This window comes from Rudaea sp. (assembly GCF_057139185.1).
On sequence record NZ_DBNHDN010000012.1, the window covers coordinates 1 to 17341 of the forward strand.

Consider the following 17341-nt stretch of genomic DNA (forward strand, 5'->3'; position numbering starts at 1 on the left):
GACGACGAGCATCTTCAACGTGGCGACGCAGACGACGACGAGTCCGCCGCCGGGCTGCACGAGCAGCACGACGGTGTGCACGAGTCCGCCGACCACGTGTCCGGCGACGAATGCGACGTGCGCGCGCGTACCGACGGGGCCGAATCTGTTCGATCCGCCGTTCATCAGCAAGGCGGTAAAGGCGGTAGACCTGCAGACGCTGAACTGGACCGTGGTGGTCGACAACAACCGGAACGCTGTGGCGCAGTACACCGAAATACGCGACCCGTTGCCGGCGGGGCTTACCTTCGTCTCCGGCAGCGTGACCTGCCAGACGTTCGGGGCGTCGACCGTGTCGAGCTGCGCATTCGACCAGATCAACAACCGTGTCGTGGCCGATGCCTTGTTGGCCTCCGACCTCGGTGTGGCGAGTCCGGCGACGGCGCCCAACCGCCTGGTGATCGTGTTCACAGCGAAGTACACGACCACGCCGGCACCGGTGACCAACGTCGCGTTGGCTTGCTACGACTCGGCGAACAGTCCGGGAGCGACAAGCGCGTGTGCACAGTCGGTGTCGGGCACCGCGACCTATACGCCGCCGAGCCAGCCTGCGCAGCAGGTGCCGCTGGATGCGCGCTGGATGCTGGGGCTGATGGCCCTGCTGCTCGGCGCCGGAGCGGCGGGCGCGCTGCGCAAGCGCGCCGCGGTCCACGGCAGATAAGGTCCGCGGGACGATCAAGGCCCGGGTTCGACGAACCCGGGCTTTCTTTTTTTCTTGTGCGCGGTTCGCGACGACTATCGCCAAGCCAGGTGTGCCGGTAGCATGGCAACTTTCGTATTTTGCGAGGAAGCCCATGAAACTCCTGACCGCCGGCGTTGCCCTGCTCGCGGCGGCGAATGCCGCCGCATCGGTGCCGCATCCGTTCGGCATCCACGATCTGGTCATGCTCGATCGCGTCAGCGATCCGCAGATCTCGCCGGATGACAAGCGCGTTGCCTATCAGGTACGCGAAACCGACTATGCGAAGAACAAGGGGGTAAATGGCATCTGGACGATCGAACTCGGCAACCCGAAGGCTCAGGGCCAGCGCCTGACCGACGCTTCGGCCAACGCGACCACACCGCGCTGGTCGGCGGACGGCCGCGCGATCTACTATCAGGAACAGGGCCAGATCTGGCACCTGCCTGTCGATCACAAAGACGCCGCGGTGCAGGCGACCCGCCTCGCCCTCGACATCAACGCCTACAAGTTTTCACCGGATGGCAAGCAGGTGCTGTTGTCCATCGACATCTGGCCCGACTGCGGCAAGGAAAGTGATCCGATCGAGTGCACGAAGCAGCGCGCCGTCGACAGGGACAAGAGCAAGACCAGCGGGCGCATCTACGACAAGCTGTTCGTGCGCCACTGGGACACATGGGCCGACGGGCTGCGCTCGCAGCTTTTCGTGGCGACGGTCGATGCGAACGGGCAGATCGGCGCGCCGAAATTGCTGACGCGCGGCATCGACGGCGACATGCCTTCGAAACCGTTCGGCGGCGACGACGAGTTCGCGTTTTCCGCCGACGGCAAGACCGTGTACTTCAGCGTGCGCATCGCCGGCAACAGCGAGCCGTGGTCGACCAACTTCGACATCTACTCGGTACCGGCCGACGCCAGTGCCAAGCCGAAAAACCTGACTGCTGCGAATCCCGCCTGGGACACCGCGCCGGTACCGTCCGCCGACGGCAAGACGCTGTACTACCTGGCGATGAAGCGCGCCGGCTTCGAGGCGGATCGTTTCGGCGTGATGGCGATGGATCTGGCAAGCGGTGCGACGCGCGAGATCGATCCGCAATGGGATCGTTCCGCAGGCGGACTCAAGCTCTCGGCCGATGGCAGGACGCTGTTCGTGACCGCGGACGACAACGGCGAGCATCCTCTGTTCGGCATCGACATCGCAACCGGCAAGGCGACGAAGCTCGTGGGTGCGGGCGCGGTGCACGACTACAGCGTGCACGGCAACGACATCGTGTTCGCACGCACCACGTTGCAGACGCCGGCCGATTTGTTCCGCGTCGCCGCGAATGGCGGCAAGATTGCAGAGGTGACGAACCAGAACTCGGTCAAGATGGCCTTCGTCGAGACCGGTGCCTACGAGCCGTTCACGTTCAAGGGTGCCAACGGCGACAGCGTGCAGGGCTGGGTGGTCAAGCCGGTCGGTTTCGACAAGGGCAGGAAATATCCGGTCGCGTTCCTTATCCACGGCGGTCCGCAGAGCGCGTTCGGCAACGACTGGAGTTATCGCTGGAACCCGCAGACCTACGCGGGCCAGGGCTTCGCCGTGGTCATGGTCAACTTCCACGGCTCGACCGGCTACGGCCAGGCCTTCACCGATGCGATCTCGGGCGACTGGGGCGGCAAGCCGCTCGAGGACCTGCAGAAGGGTTGGGCGGCAGCGCTGGAAAAGTATGCTTTTCTCGACGGCAACCGTGCCTGCGCGCTCGGCGCGTCGTACGGTGGCTACATGGTCTACTGGATCGCCGGCAATTGGAACCAGCCGTGGAAGTGCCTGGTCGACCACGACGGCGTGTTCGACAACCGCATGATGGGCTACGCGACCGAGGAACTGTGGTTCTCCGAATGGGAGAACAAGGGCACGCCGTGGGACAAACCCGAGAACTACGAGAAGTTCAATCCGGTCAACCATGTGAAGGATTGGCGCGTGCCGATGCTCGTGATCCACAGCGAGAAGGATTTCCGCATTCCTGTGGAGCAAGGCCTGGCCGCGTTTACCGCGTTGCAGCGGCGCGGCATTCCCAGCGAACTGCTGAATTTTCCCGACGAAAACCACTGGGTGTTGAAACCACAGAACAGCGTGCTCTGGCACGACACCGTGAATGCCTGGCTGAAACGCTGGACTACGGCGGCGGCGAAGTAGATCTTCCCGCATTGCTTGCGCAGATCGACGCGGAGTTTGTCGGGTCCGGTTTTTGTCGAGAGCGACGGTTGGACACCGCCGCCGCGGCACGATTGCTCCGCTTCCGGGACAGTTTGTGCGCAGCCACCCCTAGATTCAGCACACCCCTTCCCGAGCCGCAAACCCGCCCTAGAATCCTCGTCGACCCTCGAGGAACTCGTCGTGCCGCGGCTCGAAAGATTCCCAGGCAACACAAGGATCATGTCCGTGGCGGCAATCGAAAAAATTTCCGAACAGAAAAGTTTTGGCGGAGTGCAGGGGTTCTACCGGCACGATTCGACCGCGTGCAACGGGTCGATGCGTTTCACCGTGTACCAGCCACCGCAGGTGAAGCACGGCAAGGTGCCGGCGTTGTTCTGGCTGTCCGGGCTGACCTGCACCGAGGAGAATTTCACGATCAAGGCCGGCGCGCAGCGCGTCGCCTCCGAGCTCGGATTGATCGTGATCGCACCTGATACGAGTCCGCGCAACACCGGCATCCCGGGCGAGACGGAGGACTGGCGGTTCGGCGCGGGGGCGGGTTACTACGTCGATGCCACGGTCCCGCCGTGGTCGAAGTTCTTCAACATGTACACGTATTGCAGTCGCGAATTGCCCGACCTGATCGCCGAACATTTTCCGATCGACACGCAAAGGGTCGGCATCTTCGGCCATTCGATGGGCGGCCACGGCGCACTGACGATCGCACTCAAGCACAGCGACCGTTTCCGCACGGTATCCGCGTTCGCACCGATCGTCGCGCCGATGCAGGTGAGCTGGGGCGAGAACGCGTTTCCGCGCCTGCTCGGCCCCGATCGTGAAACCTGGAAGCGGTACGACGCGACCGAACTGGTCCAGCAGAAGAAGTTTCCCGGCACGATCCTGATCGATCAGGGTGATGCGGACAGCTTCCTCAACGAGAACCTGCGCCCGGAGATCTTCGAGGCCGCCTGCAGGAAAGTCGGGCAGCCGTTGTCGCTGCGCATGCAGCCGGGCTATGACCACAGTTACTACTTCATCAGCACCTTTATCGAGGATCACCTGCGTCATCACGCGGCGGTGCTGCGGACATGAGTATTGCCCTCGCCTGGACAGGCGAGGGGCTGATTGCGGTGATTCGAAACCGCGCGTTTCGGCATCTTTCATCAAAACTTGTTGCGAGGAATGGAAATGAAAACCAAAGCAGCGGTCGCCTTCGAATCAGGCAAGCCTCTCCAGATCGTGGACGTCGATTTGCAGGGGCCGAAGCAGGGCGAGGTGCTCGTGCGCATCGTCGCCACGGGTGTCTGCCACACCGATGCGTTCACGCTGTCGGGTGCGGATCCCGAAGGTCTTTTCCCGGTCATCCTCGGCCACGAGGGCGGCGGTATCGTCGAGGAAGTCGGTCCGGGTGTGACCAGCGTCAAACCGGGCGATCACGTGATTCCACTGTACACGCCCGAATGCGGCGAATGCAAATTCTGCAAATCCGGGCGCACCAACCTGTGCCAGAAGATCCGGGTGACCCAGGGCAAAGGCCTGATGCCGGACGGCACCTCGCGCTTCTCCTACCAGGGCAAGCCGGTGCTGCACTACATGGGCACGAGCACGTTTTCCGAGTACACGGTGCTGCCGGAAATCTCGCTCGCGAAGATCAATCCGAAAGCGCCGCTCGACAAGGTCTGCCTGCTCGGCTGCGGCATCACCACGGGTGTCGGCGCGGTGCTCAACACGGCCAAGGTATGGCCGGGCGCTACGGTGGCCGTGTTCGGCCTCGGCGGCATCGGTCTCGCCGTCGTGCAGGGCGCGGTGATGGCCAAGGCCTCGCGCATCATCGCGGTCGATCTGAATCCGTTGAAATGGGAAATGGCGAAGGCGATGGGGGCAACCGACTTCGTCAATCCGAAGGACTACGACAAGCCGATCCAGCAGGTGCTCATCGATCTGACCGATGGCGGCGTCGACTTCTCATTCGAGTGCATCGGCAATGTCAACGTGATGCGCTCGGCCTTGGAGTGCTGCCACAAGGGTTGGGGCGAGTCGATCATCATCGGCGTCGCCGGCGCAGGGCAGGAAATTTCCACGCGTCCGTTCCAGCTCGTCACCGGCCGCGTCTGGCGCGGCTCGGCGTTCGGCGGGGTGAAGGGCCGTTCGCAGCTGCCGGGCTATGTCGATCGTTATCTCGCCGGCGAACTCAAGGTCGACGAGTTCGTCACCGAGACGCTGCCGCTCGAGCAGATCAACCACGCCTTCGATCTGATGCACGAAGGCAAGGTGATCCGCTCGGTCATCAAGTATTGATTTTCGAAAGAAGCGCGGTCGTGGACGGCCGCATTTCTCAGCTTCGCGATCACGGATGAACGCAACAACAGTGTCTGGCGCCGTGGATCACGGCAAGCATTTCAATAATCGGGAGGAACAGCCATGGCAGTTGCAATTCATCCATCCGTAGACAAAGGCCTCAAGCCCGCCGCCGCGGGTTTCGCGGGCGGCACCCTGGTCTGCAAGTGCAGCAGCAATCCGGTCAAGGTGCAGGTCGATTCGCAGGTGCTGCACAACCATGCGTGCGGCTGCACCAAGTGCTGGAAGCCGGCCGGTGCGCTGTTCTCCGTCGTCGGCGTCGTGCCGAAGGACAAAGTGAAGGTGACCGAGAACGGCAACAAGCTCAAGATCGTCGACGACAAGGCGACGATCCAGCGCTACGCCTGCACCGGCTGCGGTGTGCACCTGTTCGGCCGTATCGAGAACAACAAGCACGCGTTCTACGGACTGGACTTCATCCACGCCGAACTGTCGCCGCAGTCAGGCTGGGCGCCGGCCGGTTTCGCCGCGTTCGTGTCATCAATCATCGAAGCCGGCGCCGACCCGAACGGTATGGGTGCGGTGCGCGCTCGGCTGAAGGAGATTTTCGGCAACGACTACTACGACTGCCTCAACCCGCCGCTGATGGATGCTCTGGCGACACATGCGGCCAAACAGAGCGGCGTGCTCAAGGCCTGAAACGTTTCACTGAATGAAAAGAGGTCGGCGCGACGTCGGCCTTTTTTCTGTCTGGGCGTTTGCGGTTCCCGCAAGCGTACCGTGTGTAGGGGGCATTCTTAGACCTGATTAGCGCTGAACCTCAGCGCGCAGTTGCAGGATTTACGACCGCGTAGGCCGAAGATCGCCGAGGTCTCTGCTAACCAGGAAAGTCTACTCTGACCCCGGGTTTGTACCCGGGTTCGACCCCGGTTTTCCGCTTTCGACCCCGGGTTTCCTATGCGTTTAGTGGCGGAGCAATATTAGGCAGCCACCTGCAGTCGATCCAACACTACGATCTGCGCACCTTCCAGTACATACCGTGCGTAGCGGAAGTCGCGAATCGCGGAGACGTCACTGCCGTTCCACTCGATCACCACGAAATACAAAGGTGCACCGTCCGGCTCGTCGGGGTCGAACGCGAGCAGCGCAGGATTGCGATCCACGAGACCTAACCCCAGTTTCCATCCGCTCAAGCGGTTGTAGTTCTCGAAGTAGTTGGAAACCCGCACCTTGCCGTTCACCTGCATGCGGTTCACTAGGTTGAGTTTGACCTCTTCCGCCAGCATGTCTCGCACCGCATCGAAATTCCGTGCATTGAAGTGGGAAGCGTAAGCGGTCAGCAGACGGCGTTCGTGTGCATTGAGCAGAGGTGCCGGCGCGTCGTCTGGCGTGCTGGCGAGTTCCTTCAGACGGGCACGACCACGCTGCAAAGCCGATTTGACCGCCGGCACCGTGCTGTCGGTGAAGTTCGAGACTTCGTCCAGAGAGTAGCCGAGCACGTCCTTGAAGATCACGGTGCTGCGCTGCAGTGGTGGCAGTAGCACAAAGAGCCTGAAGCCGACGAGTGCAGCGTCGAAAGTGTCAACGCGGGTGAAATGGTCGATGATCATGTCCAGCTCCTCGTCCGCGTGGCGTTCGTCTTCGCGGGCGCGCCGCCGCACGAAGTCGATCGCGGTGTTGTGGATCACCCGAATCAGCCAGCGTTCGAGCACGGAGAAGTTGTCGATATCCGGCGGCGAGTCGAGTGCCTTCATCACCGCTTCCTGCACCACGTCGTCGCCGTCCACCGCGGAGCCGGTCATGCGCGCCGCGTAGCGGTGCAGGCGCGGCCGTATTTCGGCCAAGATGCGTTCGAGCAATAGCTGTCGCGCAGGGAGTGCAGCAGAAGCGTCCGTCATGGCCCGGTCGGTCCTCGAAGTTTTGGTAGCGATGATCTAGAAAAGTGCCTGATTATGCGCCGGGAGGCATCGCCTTTTCGGCGACTCTCCCGCTCATCTTGAGAACGTTCCAGGGCGCGCAAAGGAATCGGTCCCGCAGCGAATCTCTGCCACGGCAGACCGGAGCCTCCTCCACATGCCATCCGGTCGGGCCGACCAATCCTCCAAGCACCGATTCTTTTTGCCCCGTCAGTTCGATTCCTGATGAGTGCCGCCGAATGCGCGGCGAAGAATCCCGCTCGAGAGAGGTAACGACATGCTGCTCAAACGTAAGAATGCGGTGATCTATGGCGCCGCCGGTGGCGTCGGTGCTGCGGTTGCGAAGGTCTTTGCCCGTGAGGGCGCCGGCGTTTTCCTGACCGGCCGCGACATGGCCAGGGTGGAAACACTGGCGCAGGAAATCCGTGCCGATGGCGGGCAGGCCGAAGCCGCCATGGTGGATGCCCTGGACGAGACGGCGATCGACCGGCACCTCGACGCCGTTGCCGCCAAAGCCGGTGGCATCGACATCTCCTTCAATGCCGTTGGCATACCCAACACTACCTTGCAGGGCGTGCCTCTCACGGACATCACGGTCGAGCAGTTCACGCTGCCGATTGCCACTTACACGCGAACGAACTTCCTCACTGCGCGACTCGCGGCGCGCCGCATGGTGCAGAACAAGTCTGGCGTGATCCTCACCATCACGCCAATCGTGTCGCGCGCCAGCATTCCGCTGCTGGGAGGCTTTGCGCTCGCGATGGGTGCGATTGACGTACTCACCCGCAACCTTTCCGCGGAACTTGCGTCGCACGGCATCCGAGTGGCCGGCTTGCGCCCGGACGGCATGCCGGATTCCGCGACCATCCGCGAGGTATTCGGCATTCACGCCAAGGTCTACGGGATGAACTGGGAGCAGTTCCACGACTTCGTGGCCGACAAGAACCATCCCAAGCGCCTGCTGCACCTGCCGGAACTGGCCGAGGCGGCAGCCTTCCTTGCTTCGGATCGCGCGAGCGGCCTAACCGGCACCATGCTCAACCTGAGCCTGGGCATGCTCGACGATTGATCCGTCCCCTCAACCCACCTACCAGGCACTCCACCATGAACATCAGCAAGAAGACCCTTCTCATCACTGGCGCCAACCGCGGCATCGGCCGTGCCCTCGTCGACGAAGCATTGCGGCGCGGTGCGGCGCGCGTCTACGCAGGAGTGCGCAACGATTTCCACCATGCCGATGCGCGCGTGACGCCGCTCAGGCTCGACGTGACCGACGCAGCTCAGGTCGCGCACGCGGTGTCCCGGGTGGGCCAGCTCGATGTGCTGGTCAACAACGCCGCGATCGCCCTGTTCGACGACCTAAGCGATCTCGACCAGATCCAGAAGCTGCTGGAAGTGAACGTTCTCGGCACGATGCGGGTAACCCAGGCATTCGTTCCTCTGCTAAAGCATTCGCGCGGCGCCATCGTCGCTAACCTGTCGCTGGCGGCCATTGCGCCGGTGCCGGCAACCCCGGGCTATTCCGCCTCCAAGGCAGCACTGGCCAACATGATCCAGTCGCTCCGCGCGTTGCTGGGGCGCGAAGGCGTGTCGGTGCATGCGGCGTACATCGGACCCACCGACACAGACATGAGCCGCGGCATCGAGGTGCAGAAGGCCGCCCCCGAAACGACTGCACAGGGCATCTACGACGGTTTGGCGGAAGGCCAAGAAGACATTTTCCCCGATCCCATGTCGCGCACCGTGGCCGACGCCTGGCGCCAGAGCGTGGTGAAAATGCTCGAGAGTCAGTTCCGCGTTTACCTGCCTCCGGCAAAGGCAGGCTGATTGCCCTGACGTCCGGCATGGCACTGAAACAGACGCGCGAGCCGCGGCTTTTTGCTCTGATATACGCCTTCCTCTCCCCATGCCACGTCGCGCCCGCACAGTGCTGCCCGGAGCAATACTCTCCAAGCCTGAATCCGGTCAGATGAACGTAATAGTGAGTCGCCGTGACTCGGACCAGGGTGGAATCCGCCGCCGCGAAGCCACACGCGCAACTGGCCATGCAGGGCCAGAACCGCTATCGGCTTTCTCGCAGCGGGGACCGACTCGTTCGCCGACTTGTGTTTGTCTTGCCTGCAACGCGCTGGGAGGAATTCAGTGCGACCACGCGCTGGCATCGCGGCGGCGGCAACGACGACGGCTTCGTATTCCGTTGGCGCGACGTCGGCCTTTTTCGCTGCGGAAGCGGGGCTTTGTTCAGTGCGAGAGCACGATGCCGTGCTTGTGCATCTTGCGATACAACGTATTGCGGCTGATGTTGAGCGCCGCCGCCGTGCGGCTGACGTTCCAGCGCAGGCGCTCCAGTTCGCGCAGCAGGGCCGCGCGTTCGGCGTCGCGCAGCGCGCTCGACGGCAGGCCGGCCGGTCCTTGCGCTGTGCCGGACGCACCCGCACCGACGAAAGATGCCGGTGCGGGCGCGGCCTGGTAGTCGTTGTCGAGAATTTCCTGCGGCAGGTTCGATAGCCGGATCGTGTGGTTGCGGCACAGCACCGATGCGGTCCGCAGCACGTTGCGCAGCTGGCGCACGTTGCCGGGCCAGGGATAGTCGATCAGGCGCTTGAACGCGTCGCGCGCGATCTCGATGGTGGCGTCGGCGGCTTCTTCGCGCAGCAGTGCCTGGATCAGTTCGGCCTTGTCGCCGCGATCGCGAAGCAGGGGCAGGCACAGCGTCATTCCGTTGAGACGGTAGTACAAGTCCTCGCGGAATTCGCCGCTCGCGACCATCGCGCGCAGATCGCGATGGCTTGCGGTGATCACGTGCAGGTCGACCGGGATCGCGGCCTCGCCGCCGAGCGGGGCCACCTCGCGTGCCTCGATGACGCGCAACAGGCGCGTCTGCAGCAGCATCGGCATGTCGCCGATTTCGTCGAGGAACAGCGTGCCTCCGCTGGATTGCTGGATCTTGCCGGCGCGTCCCTCTCTGGAAGTGTTCGCGAACTTGCCCTGGGCGTAGCCGAACAGCTCGCTCTCGATGAGGCTTTCCGGTATCGCAGCACAATTGACCGTGACGAACGGGCGATCGTGCCAATGGCTCTCGCGATGCAAGGTGCGTGCGAATGCCTCCTTGCCCGTGCCGGTTGCGCCCTGCAGCAGGATCGGTATTTGTTTGGCGAACAGTTGGTGGCCACAGGCGAGGGCCTTGTGGATTGCTTCGTCCGCGCCGACGTACTGATTTCCCGGTTCGAGGCGTGTATTCACCTGCGCCTGGGCCAGTATTCCTCCCTGCCCCGGGCCCGACGCGCCGATGCGCAGCAGGCTGGCGTTCAAGGGCTGCGGGACAGGCGCGCGCACGATCGCGAAGAAGCGGCGGCCCAAGGCCACGTCGCGCACGGGCCAGATCGCACCCGATTCGCTGTATGCGCGCTGCTCGAGTGTGGTGAAGTCGAACTGGAAGAATTCCGAGATCGACTTGCCGACCAGTTGCTTGCGGTTCGCGCAGCCGAGCTGGAGCAGCGCGGACTCGTTGACCGCCTGGACGTTGCCGCTGGCATCCACCGCCAGCAGCGCTTCGTGCAGCAGACCGACGAACTCCGGGCGGCTGTGGAAGCGCAGGATGTAGCCATGGCCGAACTCGCGCAGGAAATTCCAGCGCGAGATCAGGTTGGCCGACATGTTCACCAGGGCCATCGTATGGCGCTGGATCAGGCGGCTGTCATTCGAATTCACGGTGGAGGCATCGAGCACGGCCATCAATTCACCGTGCGGATCGAGGATGGGAGCGCCGGAGCACGACAGGCTCATGTTGTAGCCGCGAAAATGCTCCTCGCGGTGCACGGTCACCGCGCCGGCTTCCGCAACGCAGGTGCCGATGCCGTTCGTGCCTTCGTGGCGTTCGTCCCAGAGTGCGCCGAGCCACAGGCCGGCCTGACGGAATTCGCGTTGTAGGGTGGGATCGGTGATCGTGTTGAGCACGGTGCCCCGCGCGTCGGCGAGGATGACGGCAAAGCCCGAACCGGAGATCTGCTCGTAGAGGCTTTCCATTTCGGCACGCGCGACACGCAGCAATTCGCCCATGCGCTGCTGCAGTTCCTTCACCGACAGCGGATCGAGTACGGCAACCTGGCGCGGCCCCTGCGGTTCGATGCCGTATTCCTTGATGCAGCGATACCACGAACGGGTGACGTGCGGCTCGATCCCGGCCGGTCTCAGGCCGCTTTGTACGGTGTTGATGATGCGCGAGGCGTGGCTGCTGGCGAGTACCGATAGTGTCACGCGACTGCCCTCGAGTGTCGTGGCGCCGGACAATACGCCGCGTGTTGGCGGCGCATACCGCCGCTCCATCCCCTTTTGCGCGAATCAGTATCGTTACCGCGTAGCTTAGCTTCGCCCGATCGCCAGACGCGGGCAAACTGCACCGCAGCAATTCGGCCCGGGTTGTACCGGAAACGGAACACTCACTGCTGGTCGGGCGGGGTGCCGTATTTGTAGGCCGGGTCGGCGTTTGGCGAGTATTTGGAGCGAATGAAGGCAATGATTTTCCACAGATCATCGGCGTTCTTGATGATGCCGCCGAATGGAGGCATCGGGCCGACGACGTTTTCGCGGCCCTTGCGCATGTATCCGGCTTTCTGCAACTCGTCGCTGCCGAGCGTGACGAGACGATAGAGCGTGTCGTCGTCGCCGCCGTAGACCCAGACGTCGTTGATCAACGGCGGGCACATGCCGCCGCCGCCGCCGCCACCGTGGCAACCGTTGCAGCCGTAGCTGAGAAAAACGTGTTCGCCTTCGGCAAGGACTTTCGCATCGGTGTCCTTGTAGGGATTCTTCAGCTGACCCTTCGGTGTTTTCGCCACGAGATCGGTTGGCTTGATCGTGGTCAGATCGACTGCCTTCGGTGCATCGGCTGCGATGGCCGCCTCCAGAGTGCAGGCCGCGCCGGCGAGGGCCAGCGCACATGCCAAACCGCCAAGAATTTTTTTCAACACCACCACAACTCCTCTGCTGGCTGAATCACGGGTTCTGCTTGTACCCCGACTGCGTCACGTCCCTGCGCCTTGCTTCGGAGCGAAGAAGGCACGGGTGGCTCCTAGGAGCCGGTGCGCTTTTCGTTGCCCTGCAGCAGTTTCAGCACGGCTGCGCTGTTGCTGGATTGGGCGATCTTGGTGGCCGTGCGGCCATCCTGGCTCGTCGCCGTCACGTCGGCGCCGGCGGCGAGCAGGCGCGCGGCAATCTTGGGCTGGTCCTTTGCCGCGGCGATCATCAGTGCGGTAACGCCGCCCGCATTCTTCGCGTTCACCCTGGCGCCGCGTTTGAGCAGTTGATCGATGATGCTGAGCGAGTCCGCGTTCGCCGCGAGCATCAACGGCGTGTAACCACCCGTACCCGCACCGAGGTTGACATCCGCGCCGGCTTCGATCAACGCGGCGGCGGCTCTGGCCTTGCCATTTTGCGCGGCGATTGCGAGCGGATTGGAACCCTCCTCGTCGGCGAGGTCGATTTTCGCGCCGTGCGTCGTCAGCAGGCGCACCTGATCGGGATCGTCGTTCCAGGCCGCGTACATCAGCGGCGTCCAGTGGCTGATATCGGCCTGGTTTGCGTCGGCCTTGTGTTCGAGCAGATAGGCCGCGATCTTGTCGAAGCCGAAGCGCGTCGCATTGGTCAGCGGGGTGTAGCCATCGTTGAAGCGCACGTTCGCGTTCGCGCCATGATCCAGCACGTAGGCTACGCGCTCGGGATCGTTCGCGACGATGGCATTGCCGAGTTCTTCGTCGACGTCGGCACCTTGCTTGAGCGCTTCCTTGAGCGCCGCGAAGCGAGTCTCGTGTTCGGCTTTTTCCGCTTCGGCGTCGGCGAGTGTCGTTTGCGGCAGCGGCTTGTACTCCCCGTGCGAGGGCAGGTCGCCGTCGATCACGCAATCGGCGCAATGCACGAGCGGCACGCCGTAGTCGACCAGAATCTGCCTGATTTCGTTCTTGCGCGTGCGCATGGCGCGTTCGACCGCCGCCTTGATCTCGGGGCGGCCGCGCGCGGTGGCGAGCGTCATGCTGAATTCGAGCGGGACGGTATCGTCGATCGTGTTCATCGGCTGGATCACCAGCGGCGCCTTCTCGATCGTCTTGTAGTACCCGGCCATCGGGCCCCAGGCGGCGGCGATGTCGAGCTTGCCGTCGACGACCTGCTTGATCTGATAGGAAGGCTGGTTCTGTTTGACCAGATCGCCGTTGTGACTGATGTACTGCACCACCGTGTTCGCCATGATGCCGTGCTGCGAGAGCGCCTGACGCGCCGCGGACATCTGGAACACACCGATGCGAAGATTCTGCAGGCGCGGTTCGTTCAGCGACTGGAACTTGCCGTAGCCTTTGTCGCTGCGATAGGCGAGGACGAAGGTCGAGCGATACAGCGGCGCGGTGACGACGGCGCCGTCGGTGTCGGTGGCCATGTCCATCCACAAGTCGCAATTGCCGTCGGACAGCGTGGTGCGCATCAAGCCGCGCTCGATCGACGGCCGCCAATAGTACGAAACACCGACGCCAAGTTCCTTGCCGAGTACTTGCGCAATCTTGTTCTGGAACCCTTCACCCTTCTGGTCGGACAACGGCATGTTGCCGGGGTCGGCGCAGACGGTCAGCGATTTCAGGCTGTCATCGGCGGCGCACGCGTGACCGGCGAAGGCGCAGGCGCCGGCAAACACGAGGGCATGGCGAAGGGAAGGTTTCATCGGTTCTGTTCCTGTTTCCTGTGGTGCCGTTCATTCATCGCAACCCATGGGCGAGCCCTTGTCGTGTGTCCGGTGCATTGCGCACCGAACACGCGTTTTTTTCAGGACGTTGCGACCTCAGCTTCCGCCGAGACGGAACGTGTACAGCGTGCCGCCTTGCGGGATGTGGTTCAGTCCCGCCGCCTTGGTCATCGCCGTCGCGCCGATCGCACCGAACTTGTCGCTCAGGTCCAGGCCAGCGGTGACCGGCAGGCCGATCCAGCCGCCGATGCCAGACCACACCGACACATATTGCTTGCCCTTCACCGACCAGCTGATCGGGTTGCCGATGATGCCCGAGCCGAGCTTGCGCGACCAAAGGATCTTGCCGGTTCCGCGATCGAGGGCGCGGAAGTCACCGCCGAGGCTGCCGTAGAAGACCAGACCACCCGCCGTGGTCAGCGTGCCGCCCCAGTTCGGATACGGATCGGGCACTTCCCACTCGGTCTTGCCGGTGACGACGTTGAACTTCTTGATCTTGCCGGTCACGCCGGGTTTCTCGGGATACATGTACACGTTGGCGAACACGTACACCGTGCCTTGCTGCGTGTGCGAACGTTCCTGCGGGTTCAACTCCATGCACCAGTTGTTCGTCGGCACGTAGAACACGGCCGGATCGCTCGGATCGACCGACGCCGGCTGCTGGTCCTTGCCGCCCATCGCGGACGGGCAGACCTGCACGTTCTTCTGCGGTTCGAGCGGCGAATGTTCGGCCACCTTCACCGGGCGTCCGGTCTTCATGTCGACCTTCTCGGCCCAGTTCGCAGTGACATATTTGTGCGCGCGCAGCAGGGTGCCATCGGCGCGATCGAGCACGTAGGCGAAACCGTTGCGGTCGAACTCGACCAAGGCTTTGTGCTTCTTGCCGTCGACGTCGAGGTTGTCGACGAGGATGACTTCGTTGATGCCGTCGTAGTCCCACTGGTCGAATGGTGTCTTCTGGTAGACCCATGCGACTTCACCGGTGTCCACGTTGCGCGCGAAGATCGACATCGACCACTTGTTGTCCCACGAACCGTCGTTGCAGGCCGCCTGGGTTTGCGGTTTCGCGCCGCAGCGGTACGAAGGGCTCCACAGGCCGGGGTTGCCGGTGCCGTAGTAGACCAGGTGCAGATCCGGATCGTAGGCGTACCAGCCCCACGCCGCACCGCCACCGCGCTGCCATTCGTCGCCCGGGTAGGTGTGGATGCCGAGATCCTTGCCGGCGGTACCGTATTGCGGGTTCTTCGCATTCGACTTCGCAGTCAGGCCCACATCCTTGTCGCTGCCGTTGCTGTAGAACTCCCATACCTTCTTGCCGTCGGCGAGGTTGTAGGCGGTGAAGCGGCCGCGCGCGGCGAATTCGTCGCCGCCGAAGCCGATCATGACCTTGTCGTTGGCGATGATCGGCGCAGGGGTGATCGTTTCGCCCTTGTCCGGATGCGCGTGCTTGACCACCCACGCCTCCTTGCCGGTCGCCGCATCGAGCGCGATCACGAAGCCGTCGAGGGTGCCGAACACGAGCTTGCCTTCGGCATAGGAGAGACCGCGGTTGACCGTGTCGCAGCAAGCGCGCGGCACGGCGGACTCGTCGCGTCCGGAGGTCTTGGTGTAGCTCCACACCTGCACCGGATGATCCGGGTCGGAGAGATCGAGCGCCTGGATGATGTTCGGCCAGCCGCTTGAGAGGAACATCATCGGCTTGCCACCGACATCGCTGATCACCAGAGGCTGACCCTCGTGGCCGCGCAGCGTGCCGCTGGATTGCGACCAGGCGTACTGCAGATCCTTGACGTTCGATGCGTTGATGTCCTTGAGCGCGCTGTAACGGTGCTGGTCGAGGTTGCCCGCCGGCGCGCCCCACTGGTTGGGGTCCTTGAAGCGGGCGAATTGTTCGGCATCGGAGCCCGCGCTCGCCGTACCGCTGAACGCGACCAGTACCGCGATTGCTGCCGTCATCTTGAGCTTTCGTTGCAACGTGGAATCTTTCATCGTGAACTTCCTCTTGGCAAAAAGTTACGTCAGATTTGTTGCCGACCTGCGCAGCCGCGGCACGCGCTACATCGAATGTCGCGAGCTGCTGGCGGCGACCTCCGTCTTCATCTGGATGAAACTCCCTCCTCGCGCTCGTTTTTCTCGAAATCGGTGCGGTCATGCGCCGTGCATGCACGCGTTCGACCGCGTATGGGCACGTTAGCTAGAGGCGATGGCGGATGCATCCCGGTTGCGCGGAAGTCACGCGTGACCGGGATTCGACGGGCGAGGCGACAACCTGCGGCCTCGAAAAAAATACCGACGACTCAATCGGTTATGAGTGCGGGTCCGGCGCCGCGATGCTGCGTCGCGGTAGAAAGTGTGCCCTTGGCGTGACACCTTCGCGGTAGCGGAGTGCGCCACGAATGAAGCGCCTGCGCCGGTCTGCGCGCTCGCGGCGCAGGCGGTGCGCAACTTGCGCGATGCGCGATCAGGGAATCGTCACGCCCCAAGGCAACTCACCGACCGCAATTTCCCTGACCGGCTTGCGCGTCGCCGTATCGATCACGCTGACGCTGTTCGAGCGGCCATTGGCGACATAGAGCTTCTTGCCGTCGCGCGTCAGCGCCATGTTCCACGGCCGCTTGCCGACCGGGATGTCCGCGACGACCTTGTTCGTCGCGATGTCGATCACCGACACGCTGCCCGCGCCGCCGTTGGCGATGTAAACCGTCTTGCCGTCGGCGCTGGCGATCGCCCCGGCCGAGCGCAGCGCGGAGGCGATGGTGCGCACGACGCTGCGCTTGTCGGCATCGACGACATCGACCGCATTTGCCGTTTCCGCTGCCACGTAGGCGGTGTGCGTGCCCGGAAGAAATGCGATGCCGCGCGGATGCCCGCTCGATTTGACCGTGCCGCGCGTGACCCCGGCTTTGAGGTCGACCACGTCGATGTCGTTGGAGTTTTCGTTGCTTGCGAGCAGCAGCGCGCCGTCGGGACTGAACACGCAATGCTCCGGATTCTTGCCGGCGAGTGCGATGTGTTTGGTTACCTTCAGCGTCTTGACGTCGACCAAGGCGACTGCGTTGTCGTCTTCAAGACAGGCCGCGAGCAGCTCGCCGTTGGCCGACAGGCCGAGCCCCTCGGGGCTGTCACCGACCGGAATCTGCGCCTTGAGCTTGTCCGTGGCGACGTCGAGCGCATCGATCTTGCCGCCCTTCGCATCGACCACGAACAAGGTCTTGCCCGTGTGGTCGGCGACGATGCCACGCACGTTCTTGCCGAGCTTGCCTTCGCCGCTCAACGTGCGCACGACTTCATCCTTGGCCGTGTCGATCACCGACACCGTGCCGCTGGCCTGATTCGACACGTAGGCGAACGGCGCGGCGAAGGCGGGCACGCAAAACGCGATGGCAAGGGCGGCAGCAATTGCATGGCGGGAGAGGCGCATTTCGAATTCCGGCGATGAGGGCGGGCCATGAACGTTATCCGGCGGCGCCGGTTCGCTCAAGTCCTGTCGAATTCGAACTTCC

General features: G+C 63.3%; 13 protein-coding genes. 7 read left to right on the plus strand and 6 right to left on the minus strand.

Annotated elements, in window-relative coordinates; all coding sequences use genetic code 11:
- The 5 genes from AC16HO_RS04290 to gfa all read left to right on the plus strand — a co-directional run.
- Positions 1-700: hypothetical protein (locus tag AC16HO_RS04290; RefSeq protein ID WP_484335301.1), on the plus strand; the 700-nt coding region annotated here is incomplete at its 5' end.
- A gap of 133 nt (positions 701-833) precedes the next feature.
- Positions 834-2897 (plus strand): S9 family peptidase, encoded by a 2064-nt coding sequence (locus AC16HO_RS04295; protein WP_395641753.1) that lies wholly within the window; start codon positions 834-836, stop codon positions 2895-2897.
- Between the two features lie 240 nt (positions 2898-3137).
- Positions 3138-3989: an S-formylglutathione hydrolase gene (gene fghA / locus AC16HO_RS04300; RefSeq protein WP_395641754.1), complete on the plus strand. Its 852-nt coding sequence runs from the start codon at positions 3138-3140 to the stop codon at positions 3987-3989.
- 96 nt (positions 3990-4085) lie between these two features.
- A complete protein-coding gene (locus AC16HO_RS04305; RefSeq protein ID WP_395641755.1) occupies positions 4086-5195 on the plus strand; it encodes an S-(hydroxymethyl)glutathione dehydrogenase/class III alcohol dehydrogenase in 1110 nt (369 codons plus the stop codon).
- 123 nt (positions 5196-5318) lie between these two features.
- The gene (gfa, locus tag AC16HO_RS04310; RefSeq protein ID WP_395641756.1) at positions 5319-5894 is read left to right on the plus strand and encodes an S-(hydroxymethyl)glutathione synthase; all 576 of its coding nucleotides are present in this window, start codon (positions 5319-5321) and stop codon (positions 5892-5894) included.
- 281 nt (positions 5895-6175) lie between these two features.
- Here gfa and AC16HO_RS04315 read toward each other — a convergent pair whose 3' ends face one another.
- A complete protein-coding gene (locus AC16HO_RS04315; RefSeq protein WP_395641757.1) occupies positions 6176-7093 on the minus strand; it encodes a sigma-70 family RNA polymerase sigma factor in 918 nt (305 codons plus the stop codon).
- A 295-nt stretch (positions 7094-7388) separates the two neighbouring features.
- Between AC16HO_RS04315 and AC16HO_RS04320 the strand changes: the two genes are divergently transcribed.
- Together AC16HO_RS04320 and AC16HO_RS04325 are read left to right on the plus strand one after the other, a co-directional pair.
- A complete protein-coding gene (locus tag AC16HO_RS04320; RefSeq protein WP_395641758.1) occupies positions 7389-8180 on the plus strand; it encodes an SDR family NAD(P)-dependent oxidoreductase in 792 nt (263 codons plus the stop codon).
- 35 nt (positions 8181-8215) lie between these two features.
- Positions 8216-8938 (plus strand): SDR family NAD(P)-dependent oxidoreductase, encoded by a 723-nt coding sequence (locus AC16HO_RS04325; protein WP_395641759.1) that lies wholly within the window; start codon positions 8216-8218, stop codon positions 8936-8938.
- A 414-nt stretch (positions 8939-9352) separates the two neighbouring features.
- On the opposite strand, the gene AC16HO_RS04330 is transcribed toward AC16HO_RS04325, so the two are convergent.
- The 5 genes from AC16HO_RS04330 to AC16HO_RS04350 all read right to left on the minus strand — a co-directional run bounded on the left by AC16HO_RS04330 (position 9353) and on the right by AC16HO_RS04350 (position 17259).
- Positions 9353-11368, minus strand: a complete 2016-nt coding sequence (locus AC16HO_RS04330) for a sigma-54-dependent Fis family transcriptional regulator (RefSeq protein ID WP_395641760.1) — start codon at positions 11366-11368, stop codon at positions 9353-9355.
- Positions 11369-11550: 182 nt separating this feature from the next.
- The gene (locus AC16HO_RS04335; protein ID WP_484335302.1) at positions 11551-12078 is read right to left on the minus strand and encodes a c-type cytochrome; all 528 of its coding nucleotides are present in this window, start codon (positions 12076-12078) and stop codon (positions 11551-11553) included.
- Between the two features lie 104 nt (positions 12079-12182).
- Positions 12183-13817, minus strand: coding sequence for a quinoprotein dehydrogenase-associated putative ABC transporter substrate-binding protein (locus AC16HO_RS04340; RefSeq protein WP_395641762.1), 1635 nt, complete (start codon positions 13815-13817; stop codon positions 12183-12185).
- Positions 13818-13934: 117 nt separating this feature from the next.
- Positions 13935-15827, minus strand: coding sequence for a PQQ-dependent dehydrogenase, methanol/ethanol family (locus AC16HO_RS04345; RefSeq protein WP_395641763.1), 1893 nt, complete (start codon positions 15825-15827; stop codon positions 13935-13937).
- A gap of 472 nt (positions 15828-16299) precedes the next feature.
- Positions 16300-17259, minus strand: a complete 960-nt coding sequence (locus AC16HO_RS04350; protein WP_395641765.1) for a YVTN family beta-propeller repeat protein — start codon at positions 17257-17259, stop codon at positions 16300-16302.
- Between the last annotated feature and the right edge of the window lie 82 nt (positions 17260-17341).